At 65.7% G+C, this 23,594-nt stretch carries 23 protein-coding genes; 16 read left to right on the forward strand and 7 right to left on the reverse strand.

All coding sequences use genetic code 11. The annotated features are described in order from the left end of the window. From ROP_RS39785 to ROP_RS39800, 4 genes are all read right to left on the reverse strand, one after another. Positions 1 to 444: a hypothetical protein gene (locus ROP_RS39785; RefSeq protein ID WP_012691818.1), complete on the reverse strand. Its 444-nt coding sequence runs from the start codon at positions 442 to 444 to the stop codon at positions 1 to 3. Positions 445 to 588: 144 nt separating this feature from the next. Beyond that, entirely contained in the window at positions 589 to 1,761 is a 1,173-nt protein-coding gene (locus ROP_RS39790; RefSeq protein ID WP_012691819.1) for a DUF2637 domain-containing protein, read from the reverse strand. A gap of 77 nt (positions 1,762 to 1,838) precedes the next feature. After that, a complete protein-coding gene (locus ROP_RS39795; protein ID WP_012691820.1) occupies positions 1,839 to 2,231 on the reverse strand; it encodes a hypothetical protein in 393 nt (130 codons plus the stop codon). After that, positions 2,228 to 3,178: a ParA family protein gene (locus tag ROP_RS39800; RefSeq protein WP_012691821.1), complete on the reverse strand. Its 951-nt coding sequence runs from the start codon at positions 3,176 to 3,178 to the stop codon at positions 2,228 to 2,230. Before ROP_RS39800 ends, ROP_RS39795 begins: the two co-directional genes overlap by 4 nt. Before the next feature lie 886 nt (positions 3,179 to 4,064). On the opposite strand from ROP_RS39800, the gene ROP_RS39805 reads away from it, so the two are divergent. The 3 genes from ROP_RS39805 to ROP_RS39815 all read left to right on the forward strand — a co-directional run bounded on the left by ROP_RS39805 (position 4,065) and on the right by ROP_RS39815 (position 8,045). Next, positions 4,065 to 4,883 (forward strand): SDR family NAD(P)-dependent oxidoreductase, encoded by an 819-nt coding sequence (locus ROP_RS39805; RefSeq protein WP_012691822.1) that lies wholly within the window; start codon positions 4,065 to 4,067, stop codon positions 4,881 to 4,883. A gap of 76 nt (positions 4,884 to 4,959) precedes the next feature. Then, positions 4,960 to 5,964, forward strand: a complete 1,005-nt coding sequence (locus ROP_RS39810; protein ID WP_012691823.1) for a GAF domain-containing protein — start codon at positions 4,960 to 4,962, stop codon at positions 5,962 to 5,964. A 320-nt stretch (positions 5,965 to 6,284) separates the two neighbouring features. Further along, positions 6,285 to 8,045: an IS1634 family transposase gene (locus ROP_RS39815; protein WP_043827578.1), complete on the forward strand. Its 1,761-nt coding sequence runs from the start codon at positions 6,285 to 6,287 to the stop codon at positions 8,043 to 8,045. Between the two features lie 81 nt (positions 8,046 to 8,126). On the opposite strand, the gene ROP_RS40655 is transcribed toward ROP_RS39815, so the two are convergent. Beyond that, positions 8,127 to 8,660 carry a hypothetical protein gene (locus tag ROP_RS40655; RefSeq protein ID WP_012691825.1) on the reverse strand — a complete coding sequence of 178 codons (534 nt, stop codon included), beginning with the start codon at positions 8,658 to 8,660 and terminating at the stop codon, positions 8,127 to 8,129. A 1,367-nt stretch (positions 8,661 to 10,027) separates the two neighbouring features. On the opposite strand from ROP_RS40655, the gene ROP_RS43340 reads away from it, so the two are divergent. Then, a complete protein-coding gene (locus ROP_RS43340; RefSeq protein ID WP_158306537.1) occupies positions 10,028 to 10,450 on the forward strand; it encodes a hypothetical protein in 423 nt (140 codons plus the stop codon). A gap of 409 nt (positions 10,451 to 10,859) precedes the next feature. On the opposite strand, the gene ROP_RS43345 is transcribed toward ROP_RS43340, so the two are convergent. Together ROP_RS43345 and ROP_RS42345 are read right to left on the reverse strand one after the other, a co-directional pair. After that, positions 10,860 to 11,003, reverse strand: coding sequence for a hypothetical protein (locus ROP_RS43345; protein WP_155755974.1), 144 nt, complete (start codon positions 11,001 to 11,003; stop codon positions 10,860 to 10,862). A gap of 199 nt (positions 11,004 to 11,202) precedes the next feature. Continuing rightward, positions 11,203 to 11,697, reverse strand: coding sequence for a helix-turn-helix domain-containing protein (locus ROP_RS42345; RefSeq protein ID WP_012691827.1), 495 nt, complete (start codon positions 11,695 to 11,697; stop codon positions 11,203 to 11,205). A gap of 1,212 nt (positions 11,698 to 12,909) precedes the next feature. Between ROP_RS42345 and ROP_RS39840 the strand changes: the two genes are divergently transcribed. The 12 genes from ROP_RS39840 (at position 12,910) to ROP_RS39890 (ending at position 23,584) form a co-directional block, all read left to right on the forward strand. Further along, the gene (locus tag ROP_RS39840; RefSeq protein WP_231869165.1) at positions 12,910 to 14,214 is read left to right on the forward strand and encodes a hypothetical protein; all 1,305 of its coding nucleotides are present in this window, start codon (positions 12,910 to 12,912) and stop codon (positions 14,212 to 14,214) included. 13 nt (positions 14,215 to 14,227) lie between these two features. Beyond that, on the forward strand, positions 14,228 to 15,784 hold the full coding sequence (locus ROP_RS39845) for a cutinase family protein (protein WP_012691829.1): 1,557 nt from the start codon (positions 14,228 to 14,230) through the stop codon (positions 15,782 to 15,784). Positions 15,785 to 15,847: 63 nt separating this feature from the next. Then, positions 15,848 to 16,600, forward strand: a complete 753-nt coding sequence (locus ROP_RS42350) for a hypothetical protein (RefSeq protein WP_012691830.1) — start codon at positions 15,848 to 15,850, stop codon at positions 16,598 to 16,600. Beyond that, positions 16,597 to 17,535 carry a MinD/ParA family ATP-binding protein gene (locus tag ROP_RS39855; protein ID WP_012691831.1) on the forward strand — a complete coding sequence of 313 codons (939 nt, stop codon included), beginning with the start codon at positions 16,597 to 16,599 and terminating at the stop codon, positions 17,533 to 17,535. Before ROP_RS42350 ends, ROP_RS39855 begins: the two co-directional genes overlap by 4 nt. Then, positions 17,535 to 18,176: a DUF6668 family protein gene (locus ROP_RS39860; RefSeq protein WP_050785294.1), complete on the forward strand. Its 642-nt coding sequence runs from the start codon at positions 17,535 to 17,537 to the stop codon at positions 18,174 to 18,176. Before ROP_RS39855 ends, ROP_RS39860 begins: the two co-directional genes overlap by 1 nt. Before the next feature lie 39 nt (positions 18,177 to 18,215). Next, entirely contained in the window at positions 18,216 to 18,500 is a 285-nt protein-coding gene (locus tag ROP_RS39865) for a hypothetical protein (protein ID WP_005561382.1), read from the forward strand. Next, positions 18,497 to 18,748: a hypothetical protein gene (locus ROP_RS39870; protein WP_012691834.1), complete on the forward strand. Its 252-nt coding sequence runs from the start codon at positions 18,497 to 18,499 to the stop codon at positions 18,746 to 18,748. The genes ROP_RS39865 and ROP_RS39870 overlap by 4 nt, the downstream gene beginning before the upstream one ends. Before the next feature lie 17 nt (positions 18,749 to 18,765). After that, positions 18,766 to 19,458 (forward strand): hypothetical protein, encoded by a 693-nt coding sequence (locus ROP_RS39875; RefSeq protein WP_012691835.1) that lies wholly within the window; start codon positions 18,766 to 18,768, stop codon positions 19,456 to 19,458. Next, complete coding sequence (locus ROP_RS39880; protein WP_012691836.1) at positions 19,455 to 20,363, forward strand: hypothetical protein; 909 nt, start codon at positions 19,455 to 19,457, stop codon at positions 20,361 to 20,363. The genes ROP_RS39875 and ROP_RS39880 overlap by 4 nt, the downstream gene beginning before the upstream one ends. Beyond that, positions 20,348 to 21,907 carry a hypothetical protein gene (locus ROP_RS39885; protein ID WP_012691837.1) on the forward strand — a complete coding sequence of 520 codons (1,560 nt, stop codon included), beginning with the start codon at positions 20,348 to 20,350 and terminating at the stop codon, positions 21,905 to 21,907. Before ROP_RS39880 ends, ROP_RS39885 begins: the two co-directional genes overlap by 16 nt. A 13-nt stretch (positions 21,908 to 21,920) precedes the next feature. Next, positions 21,921 to 22,091, forward strand: a complete 171-nt coding sequence (locus ROP_RS43350; protein ID WP_012691838.1) for a hypothetical protein — start codon at positions 21,921 to 21,923, stop codon at positions 22,089 to 22,091. Beyond that, the gene (locus tag ROP_RS39890; protein ID WP_012691839.1) at positions 22,088 to 23,584 is read left to right on the forward strand and encodes an SCO6880 family protein; all 1,497 of its coding nucleotides are present in this window, start codon (positions 22,088 to 22,090) and stop codon (positions 23,582 to 23,584) included. Before ROP_RS43350 ends, ROP_RS39890 begins: the two co-directional genes overlap by 4 nt. Positions 23,585 to 23,594: the final 10 nt, after the last annotated feature.

Here is a 23,594-nt window from a genome sequence, read left to right on the forward strand (position 1 = left end):
CTATGGGACCAGGACGTAGCTGCTGATCGCCAGTGCCCGGAGCGGAAAGTTCGAGACGTTGACGAGGCTCACGCCGGCACCCGTGGGAACGTCGATCCTGGTGGTCCCGTTGTCCACTGGAACGCGCAGGGTGTGTGTGAACGGGGCGATCCCGTTGATCCAATCGACCTGAATATTCGTCGCACATGCCGGGCGGGCCCCGAAACTGCCTCGCGGAGTGAGCAGAACGGAGAGATTTCCTGGCCGGGCCGCGGTGGTCTCGAAATCCACGTGGATCGGACCATTGCACGGCCCGCTGTTATCGAGCTGCACGATGTCGTCACCCATGATTCCCGGCGTGTGCGGCGGAACGTCCGCCGCTGCAACCGCGTTGGTAACGAGTGCGATCGCGGCCGTGGCGGCGCTGACTGCAACCGTGCGGACAGCGTTCTGCCGAAATGTCATTGGTCTCTCCCCTACCCCACCCGAGCGTGTTCCGAACCGACAATGCCTCGACCCGGTCGTGAACTATGGGTCAACCCTATCGGACACGCACCTCGGATCTGTCGGGGCGAGGCATCCGCAGCTCTGCCCCCTTGCCGAGAGTTTCTAGCGGACACCTACCAGCTCGTACGGTGTCGATTCGGATTCGTCGCTGCCGTTGTCTGTTGCCTCGTCGGTAAGCGGGAGTGGCGGGGTACGGAATCCGGCTTCAACTGCGAGGTCCTTGGCCTTGTTGTAACGGCGCAATGCAGTGCTCGCCCACTTCTCCCCGGTCGCCTCCGCAAGTGCTGCGAACGTTGCGTCTGGATGCTCGATCTTCAGTCTGGCGGTCTCCTTGACCATCGGATCGAGCTTGCTCGACTCGATGAAGGCGAGCAGGTATTCCGTGGTTTGCAGCTCATCGGGCAACACCGGGGTCTCGGTCTCGGCCGTTGCGAGCTCGTTGCACGCAACGTCCAGGTCGTCCGCAACGACCTCTGCAACGACGTCATCTTCGCCATCGCAACGGTCAACGCCGGTAGGCCACGCCTCCGCAATGTCGTCGCTCGTTGCATCGCGTGACGTTCGCACTCCCGCAACCTGGGTTTCTGCGGCATCGACATCGATATCGATATCGACGCCAGCATTGCTGGCATTGCCAGTAATGCTGTTAATGCTTCTGAAACTGTCCTGGGCCTTGGGGTCTGGGACCTGCGGGTTTAGCCGGGTGCTGACTGCGCCTGAGCTCTCTCGCTCCTCAACCGACCTGCTGGCGATGTCGTTGCATAGGGCGTTGTACTCGGTGTGTGCTGTACCGATTGCCTTGATGAGGATGCCGACACCGTGGGTGAACGCCAACACCAGCAACGGCGGGATGATCGCAATGAGCGATGCGCCTGTCGGCGTCAGCGGTGTGAAGCCCAGGTCCATGCCGGCCGCGACGTTGCGGGCAGCTTCTTCCCCGGCTCGGCGGGCATGGTAGGCGTTGCCGAAGACACTGATGAAGACCACGACGACGGCGAGCCAGAGGAAGAACCGCTTTCCTGTCGCGCGGCCACTGATCTTGCTCAGCGCAACAACCGCGATCGTTGCGCCGAGGATTGCGCCGTCGACGATGGCCGGGAAGATCCAGGTGAGGTAGTGCGGGATCCCGGCTTGCAACGCGAGGTCGCGTTGCACGGCAAAGGACAACACAAAGGCCCCTGTGGTGATGCCAATTGCAATGGAAATCGCAACGATCAGAGCCGCAATCAGCGCGCGGACCTGGATTCGTGCTGCTCGAATACTAAGGTCATTCATGACTGGTCTTCCTTCCACGGGGTACCGGTCGGAACGAGGCCCCTGCCGACCCAAACGGCAGGGGCCTCATCTATTTGCTAGTCAGCGAGCGGACGGCCGGGTGGGAGGGGCTTGTCCTCCCCCTCGAACGCGTTGCCGTCGTTGTGTTGCGCGGCGCGGCGCTGTGTTGCGGCGGCGAGCGCCTTCTCCACGAAGTGCGACCAGTTGCGGTCGGCCTCGGCGGACTGCGTTGCTTTGAATGCCAGGCGCGCTTCTTTCAGGACGTCTGGGGCGATGTAGACGGTTGTCGGTTTGTTGCTCGGCTTCTTCTCCGGTTCGGCCGGCTGTTGCGCGGCCGCAGCCGTCGATGTCAGATCCGTTGCAGCCTTGTTGCGTTGCCTCCTCAGCGCTGACACATCAGGGGTCGCAGCTCGCGCGGACGCCCCGGAACGCGGCGGCAGCCCCGTGATAGCTCGATCCGTTGCGCTCACGATGCCGCCACCTCCGAGGCCTCAGCCTCAGTGATGCGTTGCACCATCTCTTGGCATACGGCCAGCAAGTCCGCGGCGACCTCTTTCGCGCTTTTTGGTGCGTGCTCCTGGGCCTTGGCACTACCGCGAACGACTTCGTACCACTTCGGTCCGCTCTGGACGACGTCGTCGAGCTCATGGACCAGCACTCCCCGCTCCCGGATCGCGAGCGCTGTGGCTTCTGAATGCCTCACCATCTTCTCGAACACGACGTCGTCGGCGTCCCCACCGAACGCCGTGGCGATTCCTTCACGAGCCGTTCTCTGTACGGACGTGGAGTTCGCGCCCACACCGACGAGGACAACGCCGAGGAGGTCCAGCTCCTCGTTGACGTCCATGACCGAGGTGAGGCGGGCCGCGACGGCTGCCATGCCTTTGCGGCTCGACCCGTCTGTCTTCGTCGGGACGAGCAGCCACTTTGCGGCCGCAGCGGCAGCAGTTTGCAGTGTCTCGTCGCCGGGAGGGCAGTCGATGAGCACCATGTCGTACTCGCCTGCCAGCGGCGCCAGAGCCGTCGCGAGGGCCAACTTTGCACCTAGCGGGTCTTTCGTCGCTTTCGAGGCCAGCGCGGCGGTAGCCATCGACAGATGCGTTCCGCCCGGGATGATGTCGAGGTTGGGGCGAATATCGCGGACCGGGGTGATTGGATCACCGAACGATAGAGCCTGCGCGAGATTTTTGCCCTCGTCGTCGATCTCGCCGTACGTGTAGCCGAGATCCTCCGCAATATTGCCCTGCGGGTCGAGATCGACGAGAAGGACCTTGTAACCAGACTCGGCCAGCAAACCAGAGATGTTCGCGGCCAGGGTCGTCTTGAACACTCCCCCCTTCCCGTTGATTACTGCGGTGACTCGATGCAACGCGACCGCATCGCGTTGCGGGACTACGTGCGTGCGAGGTGGTGGCATCGATGTCTCCCTCGTTATCCCGGAGCGGGTTTCACTGTTAATGCTGGCATTGCCATCAACGATGGCTATTGCTGCAACGCCAGGATTACCTGCGTTGCAGGTGTTGCAGGCGTTACCAGCGTTGCTGGTATTGCACATGTTACCGGCAACGCGGTCATTGCAAGCATTACTGTTATTCCCGGCGTGTCGTCGTGCCCAGCAATGCTTGCAATGCTTTTATGCAGTTCAGATGCGGTATGCCGGTATTGCTTTCATTGCCGTCATGGACTGCTTCTCTCCGGAAGCCAGCAATGCTTGGTTTGCTTGTAATGCTTGCTATAAGCGAATCGGTGGGATACAGCCGGCCGTGCATGCTGTCCAACCCTCGCATCAGCCAGCTTTGCTGGCATTACCGGTAAAGCAACGAATTCAGCTATTGCCCGCAATGCTTGCGCAACGCCCGTCGTTGCGTGGCCGTCGTTGCGTGCAACGGCATTGCTCCCCGTTTACGCCAATACGGGGCCCGGCCTATTGCGTGCCATTGCACGCAACCCACCGCCTCACGCTGCCAGGCGAGTAGTCCACGTTGCACAGGATGCAGGCTCCGGCTGGAGGAGGCTCTCGGTGCCCGGAGCTCGCCGACTGGGGCGTAGTCGCCGGTGTTGAGCCGAAGGGCCAGGTCTTCGAACTCCCATCGCAGTGCCACCACATACAGCTGGTGCCCCACCGTCGTAGGTAAGGGCACCAGTGTGGACGCAGGTAGGGCGAAGCTGATCGTCCCGACGTGAAGCATCCAAAGTGCATGAGAGTCATCACAGTGCGGCGACGACAGTTTCGATAGAACTATGGACCCATAGACGTTGGATAGGGTAAAAGCAGGGACGCCGCCCGAAAACGAGGGGAACAGATGGGCTACTTCGAGGGTCGTGTCGTCGCAATAACAGGAGCCGGGGCGGGAATTGGACGCGAGCTAGCTCTACAGCTCGTTCAATCTGGCGCACATCTGGCGCTGTCAGACTCGTCGGAGTCTCAACTGCTTGCTACCGCTGACCTGTGCGCAGACGGCCCCGGAGACATCTATACGTCGGTTGTCGATGTGACGGACCGAGCTGCCGTACTCGCCCATTCAACAGATGTCGCTTCTCGATTCGGCCGAGTTGACGCTCTGATCAACAATGCCGGCGTACTTTTTGCCGGCGACGTCCTGGACACGACCTTCGAGGACTACGAGCGAGTGGTCGACGTTGACTTCTGGGGAGTCGTCAACGGAACGAAGGCCTTCCTTCCACACGTGATGCGCTCAGATCGAGGGCACATCGTCAACATCTCCTCGGCCTTTGGGTTGATGGCCGCTCCGTCGTATTCCGCCTACAACGCGGCCAAGTTCGCCGTACGGGGCTTCACTGAGTCGCTCCGCCAGGAAATGGTTCTCGGGGGACATCGGGTAAAGGTGACCTGCGTTCACCCAGGTGGCATTCGGACCACCATCGCGCGCACTGCTAGGCACGCGGCAGGAGTAGACGGGACCGAACTCGCTGATTCATTCGAGCGGCGTATCGCGAGAACAGATCCGAATGTCGCCGCTCGGACGATCCTCCGTGGCGTTCAGCGCGGGTCTGCGCGCGTCTTGATCGGCGCAGACGCCAGAGCGGTCGACATGGTTACGCGAACGCTCGGAGCGCGTTATCTGTCCATCCTGCCCGCCCTGAAGAAGCTTGGTGCGTAGCTGGACGTTCGACCTGAACAGCGTTCAATCCGGACAGGCTAGGATCTCCTCGTTCATTCGGTCGGGGAGGTTTTGGATGGCGACAAAGTGGTTGCTGGTAAGTACGTTCGGGGGCGCGGTGCCGTCGATTGTGGGGCAGGGCCGTACACCCAAGCCCTTCGTGCCGTTGGAGCAAGTGATCAAGAGCAGGCGGTCATTTGCAGATGCGACTTCGGCGATCACCGAGGTCATGGCGCACCCGACCAAGATTGACAGGCTTTCCAGTGACGGCCTGCGCCGGGTTATCGCGGACCCCCTCTGCACATTTGAGGGCAGACTTCACGCCATCTATCTGTGGGTCGGATCAGCTGAGGAGAAGGTTGCACAACGTGATCCTGCTGGAGCCTGGTACTTCAATCTAACCGACTTCAAAGTCAGTGGTAGCGATGATCTTTTCGACCTTTATGGGGTAGCGCCCGAGAATCGTAGATCTGAGGCTGCAATGGCCGGGGCGTTCGACAGGTTGGATACCGGCGTCGACGAGGGGCACGCACTAGCCAAGATCGTTAAGTCGACCCCGGGGATGGAACACCAAGCGGTATGGACGGTCAAACGCGACGATGGCGCCCGCCGTGCTGCGCATTTCTCGTGCCGCGCTGTCGAGGAACGGCCCGATCCGAACAGCGATCGGAAGGTCGTGATTCTGAGGGGTGTTACGCATGACATCGGCCCGGCAGACGATGTGCCGACTGCGCCGCCGCCGGTCATTCTGGAACATCGCGTCTTGGACGCCAAGTTGAAGCCTGGTGAGTACCTGGCCTACGTGGATCACAAGAAGCTGAGCCTGCTCAAATGGCGAGGCAACCCGATGCCCGGGATTGCTTGGGAAGGTGGGGTAGGGGAGCCGACGCCGGCGATGCACCCTGATGACGTCGAGGTTGCAAGGCGTCTCTCTGCCGACCTTGCGCGTGGTAGCACCTCCGGTGTTATTCGTTTCCGCGGGCTGGATGGTGAGTGGAAGCCATTGCACCTTGAGGTCTCGTTGATGGCCTTCGACCAGCACACGATGGGTGCACTTGTCACCGTGTCAGCGGCGCCGTAGCCGGGACACCGATGACTCTCCGTCGCTAGCTCGCGATCACAGGGTGCCGGCCCGGCGCCAGTTCTCGATTTGGCCTTCGCAACCATCATTGACGGATCCGAGTGTTGGTGCGCGCTGGGCCTTGGATGGTGACACCTCGTTGCGCTGTGACGTTGGCATTGTCCCGAGTTCCGCAGCTAATCGGGTTACCGGGACATGCCGAAAGATAAGCGTGCAGGTCAGCGGCCTGCGCGATGGTGACACAGCCCGAAAGTCCTAGTGACACGATTTTGTCATTTTCACCGATATGACGAGCATGTTCTCTGGTAATGTCCGGTGACATGTTCGTGAGGACATCGTCACGGCGGAACAAGGACGGCGCCACGGTGCGGTACCTGCAGCTGGCACACAATCAATGGGATCCGGCAAGCAAGTCGTCGAAGATGAAGGTGCTCTACAACTTCGGCCGCGCCGAGGAGGTGGACCGGGCCGGAATCGAGCGGCTGATCGCGTCACTGGCCCGGCTGCTGGACACCCCGGCGTTGTCCGGGGCGTCGGAGCCGGGTGAGGGGCTGACGTTCTGCGAGTCCCGCCCGCTGGGCGGGGCATGGGCGCTCGACGGCCTGTGGTCCCGGCTCGGGATCGGCACTGCGATTCGCCGGCTGTTGGGCGGTACCCGCCGGGACGCCGAGACCACCGAGCGGGTGCTGTTCGCACTCGTCGCCAACCGAGCGTTGGCGCCGTCGTCGAAGCTGGCTGCGGCGTCCTGGATCGGCGAGGACGTGCACATTCCGGGGCTGGCGGCCACCAGCGACGACGCCTGCTACCGAGCGATGGACTGGCTGGTCGGGGCCGAGGAGCAGCTGGCCCGCACCGTGTACGCATCGGTGGCGGATCTGTTGAACCTCGAGGTCGACCTGCTGTTCTTCGACACCACCTCCACCTACTTCGAGACCGACGAGGCCGACGCGCCGATCTGGCGCGACACCCGCGGCCACCTCGTCGACGTCACCGACGATCCCGCCCGCGATCCCGGCGCCGGCACGGATGAGGAGTCCGGCAGTCTCGAGCCGCCGGCGGGAGCGGTGCGGCAGGCCGGGTTCCGGGCATACGGCAAATCGAAGGACCACCGCGACGACCTGCCGCAGGTGGTGATCGGGATGGCCGTGACCCGCACCGGCATCCCGGTGCGGGTCTGGTCCTGGCCGGGCAACACCACCGATTCGGCGCTGATCCGGCAGGTCAAGGCCGACATGCGGGACTGGAACCTCTCGCGGATCGTCTGGGTCGCCGACCGCGGGTTCGCCTCCGCCGAGAACCGCCGGTACCTCCAGCGCGCCGGCGGCGGCTACATCCTCGGCGAGCGACTGCGCTCCGGCTCCGCCGAGGCCACCGCCGCGCTGTCCCGACAGGGCCGCTACCGCGACGTCACCGACGGCCTGCGCGTGAAGGAGGTCCGCCTCGGCGACCACGAGCGGTTCGTGATCGCCCACAACCCCGATACGGCGGTCCGCGACGCCGCCGTCCGCGCCGACATGCTCGACCGGCTGCGCGAGACGATCGCCGACACCGACAAGCTCACCGTCACCAAGCGGGCCGAACTGCGCGGCGTGCTCTCCACCAAGCCGGGCCTGAACCGCTACCTGCGCGTCACCCCGGGTGGGCTGCTCCGGGTCGACGCGAAGGCGATCGCCGCGGAGGCCAAGCTCGACGGCAAGTACCTGCTGCGCACCAACGAACCCCACCTGTCCGCCGAGGACATCGCCCTGGGCTACAAGCAACTACTCGAGGTCGAACGCGGCTGGCGGGACATGAAACAGATCCTCGACCTGCGCCCGGTCCACCACCGGCTCGAGGACCGCATCCGCGCCCACGTCCTGCTGTGCTGGCTGGCGCTGCTGCTGATCCGCATCGTCGAGACCACCACCGACCAGACCTGGACCACCACCCGCCGCGAGCTGCAGCGCCTGCACGTCGGCCACTTCACCGGCCCCGCCGGCACCTACCGCCAGACCACCGCGCTCACCCCGGCGCAGCGGAGCATCCTCACCCGCCTCGACGTCACACCCCCGCCGCGGATCCTCGAACTCACCGCCGGCTGAACCCCGCACCCCGACACCCCTAGTGACACACCGTGTCACCGGCCAAACGCGCCTTCCCGCAGGTCACCACCACAATCCGCGTCACCTGCCCACACCCGAGCTGCGGAACTCAGGATTGTCGTGGAGGAGGATTCGGCTGTTGTCGGTGGCGTGGACGGTGGTGTGTCCGTCGGCGTGGATGGTGGCCTGGTCGTAGGCGTAGATCGTGGGTTCGTCGGTGGCGCGAACCTTGGCTCGGTCGACTGCGTAGACGGTGGTCTTGTTGCGGGCTTCGACCTTGGTGTCGTCGAACGCTTCGATGATGGCGGTGGTGTACGCGTAGCAGCGAGAGTGTCCTTCGAGCTGCACCTGGGCCGCGTCGGTGACGACGATGGCCGGCGACCGTGTCTGTTGTTGCGGTGTGCTGGTGGTGATGCGGACGCGTGAGGTGCCGGTGATCCGCAGGGTGCCGGTGCCAATGAGGTCGTGGAGTTCGAGGATCTGATCGGGCGGGGAGTCGACGATGACGGTCTTCGCGCCCTGAGCGAACCGGGCTACGACGTCGGCAGCGGTGCGGCACGGAGTCCGGGGCGTGCGGCACTGTGGGTTACGTGTCGAGGTGGTTGGGCGCCTCATGCTCGATAACCTAGCCGGGATCCGCGGCCGGGGAGTGAGTGCCGCGCTGGCGGCGCCGAGTCCTGCCTGGGCCTGTGTATGCCCAGCCGCAGCGTTGTTCGTCGATCCACTGGGTTTGGTTGTCATGCGGCCGCCCGCACGGCTGAATTGATCTGAGACACCACGGCTCGGGCGGTGGGGTAGTCAGCCCTTCCGTTCGATCGGGTGGGGAACCTGCCGTAGCGGACTCGGGCAGGGGCCGAAATCGGTAGCGCCAGCATTCCGGTCGAGGTAGTCCGACGTGCCCCGCTCTTTTTACCCCGCGCGGCGCGCCACAGGTGCTCTTCGTTCCACCAGGTAAACAGCTCTCGGTCTACTAGGTGTCGTGCGGCGCGGCGGGCGTTGATTCCGGCAACTCCCCGGGTCTGTGCGACGGTCTCGAGCGTCCGGAGCAACTGCTCGCCCGTGGCCTCTGAGGTGAGCAGTCCTGCCGAGTGCAAGCGCGTCAGTGCTCGTTCGATGTACTCGGTGCCGTAACCAGTCTTCTCCGACAAGCCGGTCAGGCTATCGACCCCAGATCGGTAGAACCAGTGGACGCGTGCGGTTGCAGCGCCGAGGCCGCCGGACCGGGGGGGACTCCATAGATCGTGGGCGTGATGGGTGAGGAGCGTAAGCCCGGGCCCAGAAGCGGGGGCGGGTTCCCCTTGTGTTGCATGAGAAGTAATCTCTACGCCCACATCAGGCGGCAGGTTGAGGGTCCACCGTGCAGCTCGCGTCCCCGCGCTTGGAGTGGCAAGCGTGACCCAGCCTTCCCGTGCCAGCAAACGAAGCCTGCGCGAGACCGTGGACGCGTCGAGAGCGCAGGTCTGTCCCAGGCGGCGGCAATCGATGTCGAGGACCCGAGTCCGGGCGGTGCGCGCTAGCGCGGTCAGTGCGTGCAGGATCCGCTCGTCACTTGCTCCTCCTCGCCGGCCCCAGTGCGCTGTTGTCGCTGCGAGGGCATGTTCGATGGTGTCGAGGTCGTCGTCGATCGGTTCACGGGGTGCCTGGCCGGGGTCAGCGGTGAAGGTCGCGGCTCGGGCGAGGGCGCGGGACCATTGGCGTTCTGTGTCGTCGCGGCCGCGGGCCGCGTCCTCACGAAGCCGAATCAGACCTGGGGCGGTGGCAACGGCGGCGCGGGCGTCGTCGAGTGTGTGTCCGGCGCGGGCCATGGAAAGAAGGATGGTGTACGCGAGGGCACTTCGGTCCGCCCCCTTCGACGGCACCGTCGCGAGCAAAGCCGCAGTTCGGTGGGGTAGCGGCCGCCGGGGTCGGTCGAGTCTCGGACCCGCCGCATCCTCAATGATCCGCGGCCGTCGATGTTCTTCGGGCGGTGTAGCGGGCTCGACATGGGGGTGCCGCGCGAGGAGCCAATTGACGACTTCCGGCGTCGTCCCGCGGCTGACGCGCTCGAGAGCCTGCTGCAGCTCGGCGCCGGCCAGGTGGGGAACGGACCGTCCACCGTTGCGGTGTGGTGCCCCTGGAGGCCGCACAACCCCCTTATCGGGGTTTCTCAGGGGGGATTTGTCGAAGGTTGGGTAGTGCTGAACGAGCACGCGGTTGAGTTCGCCGACCGCGGCCGGGTCGGCACCGTCCTCGCCAAGTCGGATCCAGATGTGTTGGCCGCCCGTCGGCCCGGAGTGCGCACGCAGGAACTGGACACCCAAGTCGTCGAGGTGTGCGGCGAGGCGGTCCGAATCGGCACGAGCCTGATCGGCGCCAAAACGGGAGGTGTCGAAGTCGAACACGAGAAGCCGAAAGCGGTGATCTGAGCTGGCGAGATAGACCGCCCAGGGAAATTCCGGCTGCTGCAGGGGCATGGAGATAGAGGCGTCGTACTTGTGTTTTCGGTCCGGGTCGACGCGAACGCGCCGCCGCGGCGACCACACGCGAGTGCACGTGTTGTAGAGCAGTTGTGTGCTATCTGGGTCACCACTTGGCGGGGTGACACGCGCATGAGTTATTAGACCTGCATCAGGGCGTGAGATACCCTGGGCTCTGTCCACGAGACAGTCCCTCCGGGGATAAGCAGTACAGAGAATCGAGCGGCTAACTCTTTTCTCAACCAACTTCAAAGACCCAATGCCCTCGGCCCTGCCCGGTCGGGGGTTTTTTGGTTAGTTGGTGTGATGCACTACGTAATGTGTGTTCGTTTGTGCAGCCTCAAGGCCGCCATCGCGTTCACGCGGAAAGTTTCAGCACCTCCTGGTTGGTCTCCTGAACGAGCTGGGTATGGCCGGTAGCGGCTGCGAGAAGATCTGCCAGGAATTGGCTCATGTTCACGCCCGCTGCCATCCGCCTACGTTCGAGTTCCTCGAACACCACGTCAGGGACTCTGCTGGTTACGCGAGTTCGGTCTCCCTTGTATGGGTTTCCCATACCCTTCTCCTTCCCTGACCCCGACCGTCCACATCGGACTCCAATCTGCAGCACCAAACCTGTCACAAGTTGGACCGATAACGATGAAGACACGCCGTCGAACGCTCTCAGAGATGAAGAATCCGTGCTTTAGTTGCGTGATTATTTATAGGTTCTTCGCGCGTGTCTCTCGATGTTCATGACCGCGCTTCCATGCCTCTGCAACGATCCGCTTATCGACCCCGTAGAGCTCGGCAATCTTGGGCACAAGGTCATCGCGGACAGGCTTTACCCCGTTCTCGACCTCGGCCAACGTAGTGGCCCCGATTCCGAGCCGGGCGGCTGCGTTTCGTTGATTCAGCGCTGCCCGCACTCGAAGGTCGCTCATTCTGAGCTTGCCCGCCGGGATCGGCACGAGCACAGCGATTGATGTATCTAGGGCTTCGGCAAGAAGGCCAAGCATTTCCGGTGCCGGCCTTGACCGTCCAGTTTCCCAGGTCGAGACTGCCTGACGAGTTGTACCGATTCGGGCCGCGAGATCGTCCGGCGTGAGCCGCGCCTTCACTCGCTGTTCGCGGAGCTTGTCACCCCGGAATCCTCTGACTCCGCTGCGAGGCACTTCATCAACTCCCGGGGTCCGACCACTGCTGTATCCGACCATTGTTGCCCTTCCCGGAGTGCCATCATGCGCTAGCGCGTTTTATAGTTGCGTGTTATTGTTGCGCTAATCTTAGCTGCTTCTAGCGGACTCGCTCAGGAAGGGGCGTGAATGAAAAGCGTGAATAGGTTGCGCACAGAAGCTGCCGCGGTTTACGATCCTTTCGCGCGCCCCACCGGGGAGTCCTGCGGCCTTGTACACGTCGGGTCCGCTTGTAGCGCAAAAGGTGCTGCACACCGTCTATTTGGTGTGCCCTTTGGACTCTCAGGGGCGATCGTGTCGGAAGCAACTAACACATGGTGTGGCTCGCGTAGAGCCGCACCATCGCGTGCTTCTGACCACACTTTCCAGGTCACCACCGCGGCGACCAGCGGTTCGACTCGACGAGTTTCTGAAGTCGAATTGGCTCAGGCTCATTCGCTCCGGGCCAACCTCCGAATCCCCAAGACTTCCACTGTGCGGTTGAACTTCTGCCCAAGTCACCGCTCAGTGGTCTCACTTCGCAGCTCGTGGCTCGCACGCGGGCCAACTTGTGCTGCGCAGAAAACCCCAGGTGCGGTGATGATTGGCGTCCTCGCCCGCACCTGGGGTTCTACTCCCCACAGCGTTTCAACGCGTAAACGTCCACGCCGCAGGATCTCGGATCCCCGCGGGCCATTTCTGTACCCAGTTGGAGGCTCCGATGTCTTTGGGTGCCCAGATCCACCCGACCACTAATCGTACCGCTGCCCCGTTTTCGTTACAGGCGGATTCCAGCGAGTCCGTTCCTCACGTTCCGATCTCGATGAATGAGTCCGGGCGGCCACTTGGCGTCGTCGCACATTGCGCTGGTCGGGCACCTGGTCACAGGTGCTACAGCATCGGCCTTCCTGGGTTTTCGACCTGTCCCGCGGGCCACTCATTAGTGCCGTATTCGTCACCCTGGGTCGGCGTTCAGCCCGTCGTCTAGATCACTGACAGACTTCAATTCGATTCTCCATTAAGGATTTTCGCGATGTTTCTCGTCTTTCTGATCACCTTGCTCTTCGGTCTCGGCGGGGCCTTCCCTGGCTGGCCTGCCTGACCGTTCGCCCCACGGCCGGTGGAGGGTCAGTCAGCCTCCTGCCCAGGTCTCCAAAGTTGTTGTCATTCACATATTTCCGATTCGCCTTCGGCACCTGCGGTTGCACAGAGGTGCACCGCAACGGCGTTTCCTTCGAGAGAAAGCGAGTAGTGATGAGTAGATCAGGTGGGGGCCGGCATCGTCGGCGGGCGGAGCGGGCCGCGGTGTGGTGCGCGGTTCCTGTGGCGTTGTGCGTGGCGTGTGCGGGTGTGGCGCAGGCTGCTCCGTCGCAGCCGGGCACCGGTGGTGGCAGTCAGCCGGGGACCGGTGGTGGGAGCCAGCCCGGAACGTCTGCCCCGGCTCCGGAGCAGTCACGGGATTACCTGCCTGGGTACACGCCGTCGCCGAATGTGCAGAACTCGGAGTGGCGGCAGTACTCGGATTGGGAGACCGGGTATCAGCAGCCCCAGTACGAGGCACCGCAGTACGCGCAGTGGTCGTCTCCGCAGACCACCGACTACGACGCGGCGCCCTCGTATCAGCAGGCGTACGTCGAAGAACCGACCCAGTCGGCTCCGTCGGTCGTCGAACCTGAGCCCGTCCCGGCTCCGCCGATGGTCGAGCGAAAGGGGATCGCGCCGGTCGAGGCACCGGAGGGGTACATCTTCACCGGTGCCGGATTGCTCGAGCAGCCGGATTGGATGCCGGATGAGGACCGGGACCGGATCACGAACACGATCGCGGCAGTGCAGGCCGACGCCGGAAATGCGCTGACCGACGCCGGCGTGAACGCACCACAGGCGGACCGGATCACCGGCGGTGCGATCGGTGGCGGCCTGCTCGGCGCGGGAATCGTCGGTACCGGCCTGGCTGTGCCTGCCGCCGCGCTCGGTGCCGGTATCGGCGCAGGTATCGGTGCAGGTATCGGTGCGGCTGTGACCGCTCCGACCGGCGGATGGGGCGTCGGCCCGGGTGCGGCGATCGGCGCCGGTACCGGGGCGGTCGTCCTCGGTGCACCCGCTTTCGTGCTGGGCGCCGGGTTGGGTGGTGTCGGCGGCGCGGTGGCTGGTGCCACCGTTTTCGGCGGCCAGGACGTGACTGTTCAGGAGCCCGCCCCTGAACCGGCACCCGAAGCCACTCCGGAGCCCCTGTGGACACCCCCGGTGGTCGATACCGCGGCGGTGTCGGCTCAGACCTCCGCTGTTGTCGAGCAGGTTCAGGCCGTTCCCGGTGGCAGCGAAGTTGTCGAGCAGGCTCGGGATTTCGCGGCCTTGGCACCGGCGTACGTCGAGCAGGCGACTCCGCGAGTTGATGCGTCAGCTGCCCTGGTCCGTGACGCGGCGCTGACGCAGCCGGGCGGAGACCAGGTCGTCGCCTCGGTGGAATCGGCCGGGACGAACGCGGCGGCCGCGGCCGCACCGGTGATCGAGCAGGCGGCCGCGTTCGCTGGCGCCGTCGTCAACGGCCTGAACGCCTGAGCGGGGTGACCACATGAAACTACTTCCCCGGGTGGCCGCGGCAGCGGCAGTGGCTGTGATTGGGATCGGGTCGGCGGGAACGGCGTATGCCGCGCCCGCCGGCCCGGCGAGCGAGCTGGTCGGGGACTCGTGCCCGGCGTTGTTCGCTCTCGGGATCCAGGGAACGGGGGAGTCGTCCCCGGACACTCCGGCGACACTCGACACCGGCATGCTCTCGCAGGTCTTCATGCCAATGATGGTCAAGACCACCGATTCTGCGGGGGACACCCTCGCAGGCCGCGCCTATGTGCCGTATCCGGCCGGGTTCGGTGGCGCGGTGCCCGGTGCGAATGTGCCGTATTCGCAGTCGGTGGAGGAGGGCCTGCAGAACCTCATCGACACCGCCGCAGAGGTCGCGCAGGCGTGCCCGAACACGGTGTTCACCGGGGCGGGATACTCCCAGGGCGCGCACGTGATGAGCATGTTCGCTAAGCGTGTCGGCGCCGGTGAGGGGCCGATTCCGGCGAACAAACTCGTCGGGGTGGCACTGTTCGGTGATCCGACGCGAGCACCGGGTTCGCCGTTGTTCCCCGGCGCCGCAGGCCAGACGTCGCCGAAGCCCGCCCCGGGCACGACCGGCGCCCAGGTCGGGAAGATCTCGGCCCCGGCGCAGGCGACTCCCGAGGGCGGCGGTATCGGACCGACCGCGGACACCGCAGTTGCCTACGGGTCCCTCACCGGGCGTGTGGCGTCGATCTGCGAGCCGGGCGATCTCTCGTGTGATGCACCGGCGAACGCGCCGATCATGCGGGCGGTGACCAATATCGCCGGTCAGAGCGAGCTCTCGTCGGGGGATCCGATTCAGTCGTTGACCTCGATCAGTGAGGCGTTGGCGCTGACGACGATCAAGACGGCAGTGCCGGTGATCAATGAGGACATCCAGGGCACCACGCTGGCGAACTTGTCGATCGACCCGAAGAAGTCGTTGTCGGAGCGGGTGGCGATCGCCTCCGACCCGCGCACGGAAATGCCGACCGCGCAGGAAGCGATCAGCGCGGTGTTGAAGGTCGGCACGATCGGGTTTAACGCCGTCAAGACGGTCGCGAAGGAAGTCCTCACTCCGGCGAACATCGCCCAGCTGGCCACGGTCGGTCTCGCGAATCCGGCTGCCGGCGTCGCGTTGTTCGCCACGAAGTTGGTGGGGGCGATTCCGAAGCTCATGCCCCCTGCGACGACGTCGCGGCTCACTCGGCAGGCGTTCGACGTGGTCAAGGACAACATCAGCGACAACGCCGACCTGGTGTCGACAACAGCGCTGACGAAGTACTGGAACACGGTGCGTGCGCACGGTTCCTACGGGTCGACGCCGGTGACCGCCACCGGGCAGTCCGCGGCGCAGTTCGTGGCCGAGTGGTTCGCTGCTCTCGCCAAGGATGTCGCGGCCGGAACCGACTCGTCGTCGGTGACGTCCACACCGCGGGTGACCTCGCAAACCACCACGGCTCCGCGAACCAGTTCGTCCACTACCCCCGCGTCGTCGGGGGCGACGAGTGCGCGTCCGACGTCGACCAGCCCGGTCGCTGCCGGATGACCGACCCGGTTCCCCGGACGGCCTCGTCCGGGGAACCGGATTCGCACAGAAAGGGATTCGATGATGACAGATACCAACTTCCGCAGGCCTGATCCCACAGCTGGTGAGCTGACCCGCTGGTATCCGTCCTTCACCCCCGCCGCGGCCCTTGCGGACACCTCGCCCGTCGAGCACCCCGCCGAACACACCCCGGACCTACCCGTGGACCAGGCCCCGCCGGTGGCAGCGCCCGCACCGACACCTTCCGTGGCCGCGGCCACGCGGCACCGGATTTCCCCGCGCGCAGTCGCCGGACTCGGGTCCGCTGCCGCGACGGCTGCGGTCGCGGCGGGCCTGGGCGTGTGGGCGCTCGGTGGTGGGCAAGACAGCTCGCCTACCGCTGCTGCCGTGACCGCGCAGCCGACCACGGCTCCACTGACCTCAGCGGCCCCGCGCCCCTGGTGCGATCCGGCCGCAGCCGTGGACGGCGTGATCATCGGCAACGGCCCCGGTGGAACCGACTCCGGCCCCGCCGCGATCCTCGCGTTCGACTTCGCCTACTACGTGCAGCGATCCGGAGAAGCGGCACGCGCCGTCGTCGCCCCCGACGCCGTCGGTGTCGAGCCCGCCAACCTGCTCCAGAGCGCCATCGACACCTACATTCCCGCCGGCGCGGAGCACTGCGTGACCATCCGCGCGGCCGAGCCGCAGCGATTCCTCGTCACGCTGCGCGAACGCCAGCCGAGCGGGGAAGAAGTCGCCTACACCCAGCAAGCCATCACCACACGAGTGGTCGATGGACGTCACGTGATCACGTCGATCGGAGAGGCATCATGAGCACCGAACCCGAATGGATGCAATGGCTCAACCAGGAGCCGGAGCCCGAAACGGACCTGCCCCCGGCAGCGGTGGTGCCGCTGCGAGGGGCCGACAGCCCGGCCAGTTCGGCACCAGCCGAGCACCCGGCACCCGCACCCCGAGACCAGGACCCGCAGCGCGAGGCTGCGGACACACCGGTGTGGCCGCAGCCGCCGATAACAGCTCCGCCGCTGGTACTGGTCACCGGCGTAGGCGGGGGAGCGGGAGCCACAACGACCGCTATCGGCATCGCCGGGGCATGGGCAACCCACGACGCCAGCTCCTCGGTGGCGGTGGTCGATCTCACCGTCACCGGAGGTGACCTGCGATCACGCGCGAGCATCGAGGACCTCGTCACCACGATCGACACGCTCATCGAATCCGTGGAACCCGAGGCGCTGGTGAGCGACCTGCCCTTGTCGGCGGCGGGGGCCCGGGTCGTCGACCGCGGCGACAGTCGGTTCGACGACCCGGTCGTACATCGGGTGCCTGACCTTCTGCGGTCTCACGTCGACACCGCGGTCTACGACCTGGGGGCGGATGCGCTTGGCAGCCGCGAGTGCGTCCGGCTGCGCGAAGACGCGGATGCGGTGTTCGTACTGGTGGTGCAGGCCCGGGCGGATGCGTTCAACCGGCTGCGCGGCTACCTGGACCTGCTCGCTAACGCCGTCGGGGAGTCGGTGTTCGAGCACACCGTCGTAGTCATCTCGCACCAGAATTCCGCCGAACCGGATGTCGACCCGGCCGAGCTGGTCGGATATCTGTCGGGCCGGGTGCGCGCGACCCTCGAGGTGCCCTACGACCCGCATTTGGCCACCGGGTTGGAGATCGCTAGCTGGGAGCTTCGCGCCGCCACCGTCGGTGCCTACGACCGGATTCGGCGGGCGACAGCATCCGCCGAGGGTCGGCAGTGATGATGTCGGCACGCAGCTTCTCCCGCTGGTCACAGCCGCAGACAAGCGGTTCGGGCATCCCCGTCCGCACCCCGAACAGGGTCGCGGAGATCTGGGATCGGCCGGTACCGCGCGGGCTGGGCAGCCCGGCACCGCTGGTGTGGCTGCTCGGAGCCCACGGCGGCGCGGGAATCAGCACGCTCGGTCATGTCCTCGACTTCGCGAGCGAGTGCGGTCAGAAGTGGCCGGCACCGTTCGAGGGGGAATCACCCTTCGTGGCGATCGTCGCCCGCGAGCGCGTCGATTCCCTGGACAAGGCCGGTGACCTGATCCGCCAGCACGTTTCCGGCATGGCCGGTAACAGCACGCTCATCGGTCTGATCACCATCGCGGACCGGCCCGGCCGCAAGATCCCGAGGGAGATCGACCAGACCCGAAAGATCGTCGGAGGCCTGGCCCCGACCACGTGGCGGATCGAGTGGATCGAGCACTTCACGCTCGTTCGCGATCCGCGAGAACTTCCGGTCTGGTCGCACCGCGACCCGGTACCGGAGAACAAGAAACGCGCAGCAGACGACCCGACGGCCGTTCCCAGCGAAATCGCAGAGATCGCTGGGGCGCTCCGCAATTCGATCATCAGTCGACTCCACCCGGGCACCTGACTCGGGCCTGGAACAACAAGGGAAAGGACAACTCGAATGATGCTGCTACAGAGCACACTCGACACGATCAGCGTGCTGGCACAGGGGATCGAACTCCCGCCGGAACCGCCGCCGAAGTCGGAGAAGCTGCTCGAACTCGGCCGATGGGCGTCGTGGGTGGTGATGTTCGCCGGCGTTCTCGCCTTGGTTTACGGCGGCGGGAAGTTCGGGTGGGAGAAGTTCAACGGTGGCTCGCTCGAGTCGCCGAAGATCATCGCCGGAGCCCTGGTCGGCGGCGTGATCGCGGCCAGCGCCGGCGGAATCATGGCCTCGGTCGTGTCATGACGGTCGTCGCGATGTGGATCCCCTCGGAGGCGGTGACCGAGCCGCTGCTCCAGCTCGGCCGCTACGTGATGTGGATCATCTTCGCGATCTTGACCATTCGCCTCGTCTGGTACGGCGGACTGTTCGCCTGGAACAAGCAGCAGAACCCGTACGAATCCGAACCCGCCGCTCGAATCGGGATGACGCTCGGCGCCGCGGTGCTGTGTTCGGCGGGCAGCGGTATCGCCGCAGCTCTCCTGACGTTCTGACAAGGAAGGACCATCTGATGATCACAACCCGCCTGGCGGCAGCGTCCCTGGCCGCTGCCGCCGCGGCGGCGCCGATGATCGCTGGTTGCGGTTCCACTGAGGAGACCACCGCAACCGACTCGGTCACCACCCCGGCGCCGCCTGACCCGACCACCCCGCCCGCACAGATCGAATGGGACCGCTTCCAGTCGATCTGGCTTCCGTTCGCCGACGAGGGCCCCACTCGCAACACGGGCAACGGGGCGGTGTCCGGGTTCTCGCACACCCCGCAGGGTGCCGCCCTGGCAGCGATTCATCAGACCGTGCGCATGTCGGTCGCCCGCGACGACCAGTGGGCCGCCGTCGTTCACGAGGGCCTCGCACCGGGACCCGAACGTGACGCGTTCGCCGTCAGCCGCGCTCAGATCAGTGTCACCGCTGCCGCCGACCCTGCCGAAGCCCCGACGCTGGGTGGGTATGTCGTCGCCGACTACACCGATGAGCGTGCCGACATCTCGATCCGCACCTCGTTCTGCGACCAGTCGGCCGCGATCACCGACACCACGGTCGTGTGGACCGGCACGGACTGGCAGCTCCAGCTCCCGGCCGCCGACGAATCCGCATCCCGCGTCCACGTCTACGACCCGCAGACCGCCACCTACGACACCGGCCGTGAGGTGGCTCTCGCCGCGCCCGCCGCCGCGTGCAGCGACCAGGAGGGCACCCCGTGACCACTGAAGACACCGAAAGCACTGACCACAAGCCCGACAGCTCCCCGGCCGCTGACCAGCGGCCGCGGTCGGGGCGGCGGGGGCGCACGGCCGCCACCTCGAAGCACGGCCTGGGCTTCACGTTCTGGCTCGCGGCCGTGTTCGTGTTCGTCGTCGTCGCCGGCGGTGGCGTCGCGTACTTCGCTTCCCGCGACGACAACGACACCGCCGAGGGCCAGGTGCCGGTCACCCTTGCTCCGCAGAGCGAACGCGCCGACTGGGGGCTTCCGTTCACCGACGAGCTCGGCCGCCGCGTCGAGGTCCCGCCGAATCCCGATGGTGTCGCCCTCGATCAGGACACCGACTCCCGCAAGCCTGCCAGCGACATCACCGGCGCCCCGGGTGGTCTGCAGTGGCAGCAGATCCGCAGCTTCCCGCTGCCGTTCTCCACCAGCGACGGACCCACCGGCATCGACGGCCGCATGGCCACCGGATTCGCCCAGACCCCCCGCGGTGCGGCACTGGCCGGTATTCAGCTCTACACCCGCGGCGGCGCCACCATGGCCGGTGCCGCCGAGTTCTACGCCGACCGGGTCGTCCCCGACAGCGACCCGCTCGAGCAGCTGCGCCAGGATTTTCTGCGCCGGGCCACCGATGCGATCGCATCCGGTCGAGGCGACGAGCGGGCCCTGTTGCCCTACTTCCGTGTCGATGCCTACCGAGTCACTCAGTGGGACACGCAGCGGCCGGACTACGCGGTGGTCGAGTACGCGATGCTCAAGGAGAGCCGCACCGGCTGGGTCTCGAAGTCCGCGGAACTGCTGTGGCGCGACGGGGACTGGCAGATCAAGCTCACCGCGGATCTCTACGGCGGGCAGAAAGAGGTCAGCAACCTCGGGGGGTGGACCCAATGGGCCGCCAACTGACCCGCATCTTCACCGCCCTGGCGGTTGTCCTCGCGATCGTGCTCGGAGCCGCGACCACCGCGGCTGCGCAGGACACCGAACCCAAACCCGGCGAGGACCGGTCGGTGGTGTGCCAGGGCGTGGAAGTCGCCGGCCAGGGACTCGGCCAGCTGATCCCCGGCTTCGGCGGAGTCAACATCCCGGGCCTGCCCAGCACCGGCGACGTCGTCGGCAACTTGTCCGGCAGCCTCTGCGACAACAACGGCAACCCCATCGGCGCGGTCAAGGACTTCGCGAGCGAACAGCTTCAGGAGCAGTGGGATTCGCAGTTCGGCAAGATCGTCACCTCGATCATCGACGGCATGTCGCAGGCGATGATCATGGCGATCACCTGGTGGATCAAAATTCCCAACGCCGACCTCGAATCGTTCGGACCTCTCGCTCAGATCAACGAATACACGATCTGGATCCAGTCGTTCCTTCTGATCATCTCGATCGGATTCATGTCACTGCGGCTGGCCGCGGCCCGGCGGCAACTGATGGTCGAGCAGGCCGAAGAGACCTTCCGGACCCTGTTCCGTGTGGTGGTCACCGCGGCGACGATGTCAGTGATTGTCGCGCTCGCGACCCGCGCCGGTGACGCGTTCGCGGTCGAGGTGGTCAACGCGACCTCGAACAACGACCCCGCCGGGACCGTGCAGTCGATGATGATCCTCAACGCGTACTCCGGGATGGCGCCGGGACTGATGCTGATCATCGGGTTCTTCGGCGCGTTCGGCGCTCTCGCACAGGCGTTCTTGATGCCGATCCGGCAAGGGTTCCTCATCGTGGCCGTCGCCGCTCTGCCCGTCGCGGCCGCGGCGAGCGGAACCAAGACCGGATCGCAGTCCTACGACAAACTCCTTGCCTGGGTGATCGGGTTCTGCCTGTTCAAACCGGTCGCATCGTTGGCGTATGCGATGGCGTTCTTGACCACCCAATCCTCCGCGCTCGACGTTCCCGAAGGTCAGACCCCGACTCTTGGGCAGTTCCAGTACTCGCTGATCGGAATCGCGCTGCTCGCCTCCACGGCGCTCGTCCTTCCGGCACTGATGCGGATCATCACCCCCGCGATCTCGGCGGTCGGCAGCGGCGGCTCCGGGGCAAAGGCCACCGCCGGGGCGCTTCTCGCCGGTGCGGCCCTGCTGACCGGCGGCAAAGCTCTCGGCGGCAAGCTCGCCGGCGGCAAGGCAGTCCCGCCCGGAGGCGGATTCTCCGGTGGTGGCGGCGGAAGCGGCACACCCGGTCTCGTCGGCGGCGGCGGAAACCCGGGGAACGGCAGCGGCAGCCGCGGGAACCACAGCGGAAGCCGAGGCACCCCGTCCACCCACGGACCCCGCCAAGGCGGGCCCCGCGGCAACGGGGCGAATACCGGCAGCGGCCCGAAGAAGGGCAGCGGCGCGAAGGCAAGCAAATGGGTCGGAGCCGGAGGAGGCCGCGGCAGCCGGTCCGTCGACAGCGCCGCCGGTGACCTCGCCGGTGACAACTACGCCCACCCCACCAGCCGCCACAACATCCCCCGATGACCAGGAGATACCGATGACCAGTGAGATTGCGCGAATCCAGCTCGGAAAGATCGCCGACGTGTGCGAGCTCGACCGAGCTGGCGTGTTGCCGCCGGTAGAGGCTTTCCGCGCCGCCGATCCCGGCTCGTGCGACGTTGACCACGCACCGACCTTGCTGCCGCCCACCGGTGGTGATCATCGGTGAGCGCGACCCGAACGAACAGCGAACCGCAGGTCTATCTCGGCGGCCGGGCACCTAGAAATGAAGGCGTCATGGGCCTGTCCGGGCCGGTGACCTGGTTCATCCTCGGCACGCTGATCATCTCGCTGCTCGTGCTCATGCGCTGGGGCCTCAAAGTCGGCGCGATCACCGGCGGGGTCCTCCTGCTGGCCGTAGTCCCCATGGTCCTCAAACGTCACGGCCTCACCGGATACGAAAGGTCCCTTCTGGCAATGCAATTCTTCGGCGCACTCCGACGTAAGGAGAACATCTACCGCGGCGGCTTGTTCTCCGAGATGCCCGGCGGGAAATCGCAGCTCCCCGGTGTCCTGGCTCCGACGAAGATGTACGAGGGCGAAGACAGCGCCGGCTACCGGTTCGGCATGATCCACATGCCGAAGACGAACCAGTACACGATCGTGATGCGCGCCTGGCCGCAGGGTGACGAGGCCGTCGACCGGGGGCTGGTCAACCAGTGGGTCGGGGAGTGGGGGATCGTCCTGGCCTCGGCGGGTCTGACCAGTGACATCGAGGGAATCGTCCCGGTCCTCGACACCGTCCCCGAGACCGGCAACGCCCTGCTCACTCAGGCCCGGGCCATCACCCGCGTCGACGCCCCCGCACTGGCGAAGGCCGTGGTGTTCGAAGGCGCGACCGAGTTCCACCGCGACGAAGTGCAACTCGCGGCCCGCGTGGCGATCACCTTCGCCGCGACCACCGACGAACGCAAGAAGGACCCCGGTGCGCAGGCCGTCGAGATCGGGCGCCGTCTGCCCGGCATCCGCGCCGCCATCGAGGCCTCCGGTGTCGCGGTACGCCCGATGACCGCCGCCGAGATCACCGGGGTGGTGCGCCGCTCGTTCGACCCGGCATCGCAGCTGACGATCGAACGGGCCGAAGCCACCGGCGACGACCACGGGATCACCTGGGACAACGCCGGTCCCATCTCGCACGAGAACAAGTGGGAAGAGTACTGGCACGACGGCGGCCGGTCCGTGACCTGGCTGATGAGCGCGGGCCCGAAGAGCGCCGTCGACGAATCGACGCTGCGACGTCTGATCGCCCCGCACCCGGACCTTCCCCGCAAGCGCGTCGCAATCGTCTACCGCCCACACCGGGCCGCGGACGCGGTCAAGATCATCGACGACGACTACCGCAACGCGATCGTCGCCGCTCAGAACCGCAACCGGGGCATCAGCTCGGCCGCCGCCCAGATCGACGTCGAACTCGCCGAACGGTCCCGCGACGAACTCGCCCGCGGACACGGCGCCACCCGCATCGGGCTGCTCATCACCGTCACCGAACCGATCGAGGCCGACATGCCCCGAATCGATGCCCTGGTGGGCGACCTGGCTGTGCAGTGCCAGCTCAACATTCGCCGCTGCTACCGGTTCCAGGACGCGGCATTCGCCGCCTCCCTCGGCATCGGTGTGCTGCTGCCCGACCACGCGTCGATGCCGTCGGCGCTGACCGCCTAGAAGAAGGACG

This window comes from Rhodococcus opacus B4, assembly GCF_000010805.1.
GTDB classification, from domain to species: domain Bacteria; phylum Actinomycetota; class Actinomycetes; order Mycobacteriales; family Mycobacteriaceae; genus Rhodococcus_F; species Rhodococcus_F opacus_C.

Coding starts and splice junctions, on each gene's coding strand:
- ROP_RS39815 (WP_043827578.1), top strand. CDS start 6,285: ATGTTCGTGAGGACATCGTCACGGCGGAACAAGGACGGCGCCACGGTG.
- ROP_RS42350 (WP_012691830.1), top strand. CDS start 15,848: ATGACAGATACCAACTTCCGCAGGCCTGATCCCACAGCTGGTGAGCTG.
- ROP_RS39805 (WP_012691822.1), top strand. CDS start 4,065: ATGGGCTACTTCGAGGGTCGTGTCGTCGCAATAACAGGAGCCGGGGCG.
- ROP_RS39785 (WP_012691818.1), bottom strand. CDS start 444: ATGACATTTCGGCAGAACGCTGTCCGCACGGTTGCAGTCAGCGCCGCC.
- ROP_RS39810 (WP_012691823.1), top strand. CDS start 4,960: ATGGCGACAAAGTGGTTGCTGGTAAGTACGTTCGGGGGCGCGGTGCCG.
- ROP_RS39845 (WP_012691829.1), top strand. CDS start 14,228: ATGAAACTACTTCCCCGGGTGGCCGCGGCAGCGGCAGTGGCTGTGATT.
- ROP_RS39865 (WP_005561382.1), top strand. CDS start 18,216: ATGCTGCTACAGAGCACACTCGACACGATCAGCGTGCTGGCACAGGGG.
- ROP_RS39875 (WP_012691835.1), top strand. CDS start 18,766: ATGATCACAACCCGCCTGGCGGCAGCGTCCCTGGCCGCTGCCGCCGCG.
- ROP_RS39870 (WP_012691834.1), top strand. CDS start 18,497: ATGACGGTCGTCGCGATGTGGATCCCCTCGGAGGCGGTGACCGAGCCG.
- ROP_RS39790 (WP_012691819.1), bottom strand. CDS start 1,761: ATGAATGACCTTAGTATTCGAGCAGCACGAATCCAGGTCCGCGCGCTG.
- ROP_RS39860 (WP_050785294.1), top strand. CDS start 17,535: ATGATGTCGGCACGCAGCTTCTCCCGCTGGTCACAGCCGCAGACAAGC.
- ROP_RS39840 (WP_231869165.1), top strand. CDS start 12,910: ATGAGTAGATCAGGTGGGGGCCGGCATCGTCGGCGGGCGGAGCGGGCC.
- ROP_RS42345 (WP_012691827.1), bottom strand. CDS start 11,697: ATGGTCGGATACAGCAGTGGTCGGACCCCGGGAGTTGATGAAGTGCCT.
- ROP_RS43350 (WP_012691838.1), top strand. CDS start 21,921: ATGACCAGTGAGATTGCGCGAATCCAGCTCGGAAAGATCGCCGACGTG.
- ROP_RS40655 (WP_012691825.1), bottom strand. CDS start 8,660: ATGAGGCGCCCAACCACCTCGACACGTAACCCACAGTGCCGCACGCCC.
- ROP_RS39800 (WP_012691821.1), bottom strand. CDS start 3,178: ATGCCACCACCTCGCACGCACGTAGTCCCGCAACGCGATGCGGTCGCG.
- ROP_RS43340 (WP_158306537.1), top strand. CDS start 10,028: ATGGGGGTGCCGCGCGAGGAGCCAATTGACGACTTCCGGCGTCGTCCC.
- ROP_RS39885 (WP_012691837.1), top strand. CDS start 20,348: ATGGGCCGCCAACTGACCCGCATCTTCACCGCCCTGGCGGTTGTCCTC.
- ROP_RS39855 (WP_012691831.1), top strand. CDS start 16,597: ATGAGCACCGAACCCGAATGGATGCAATGGCTCAACCAGGAGCCGGAG.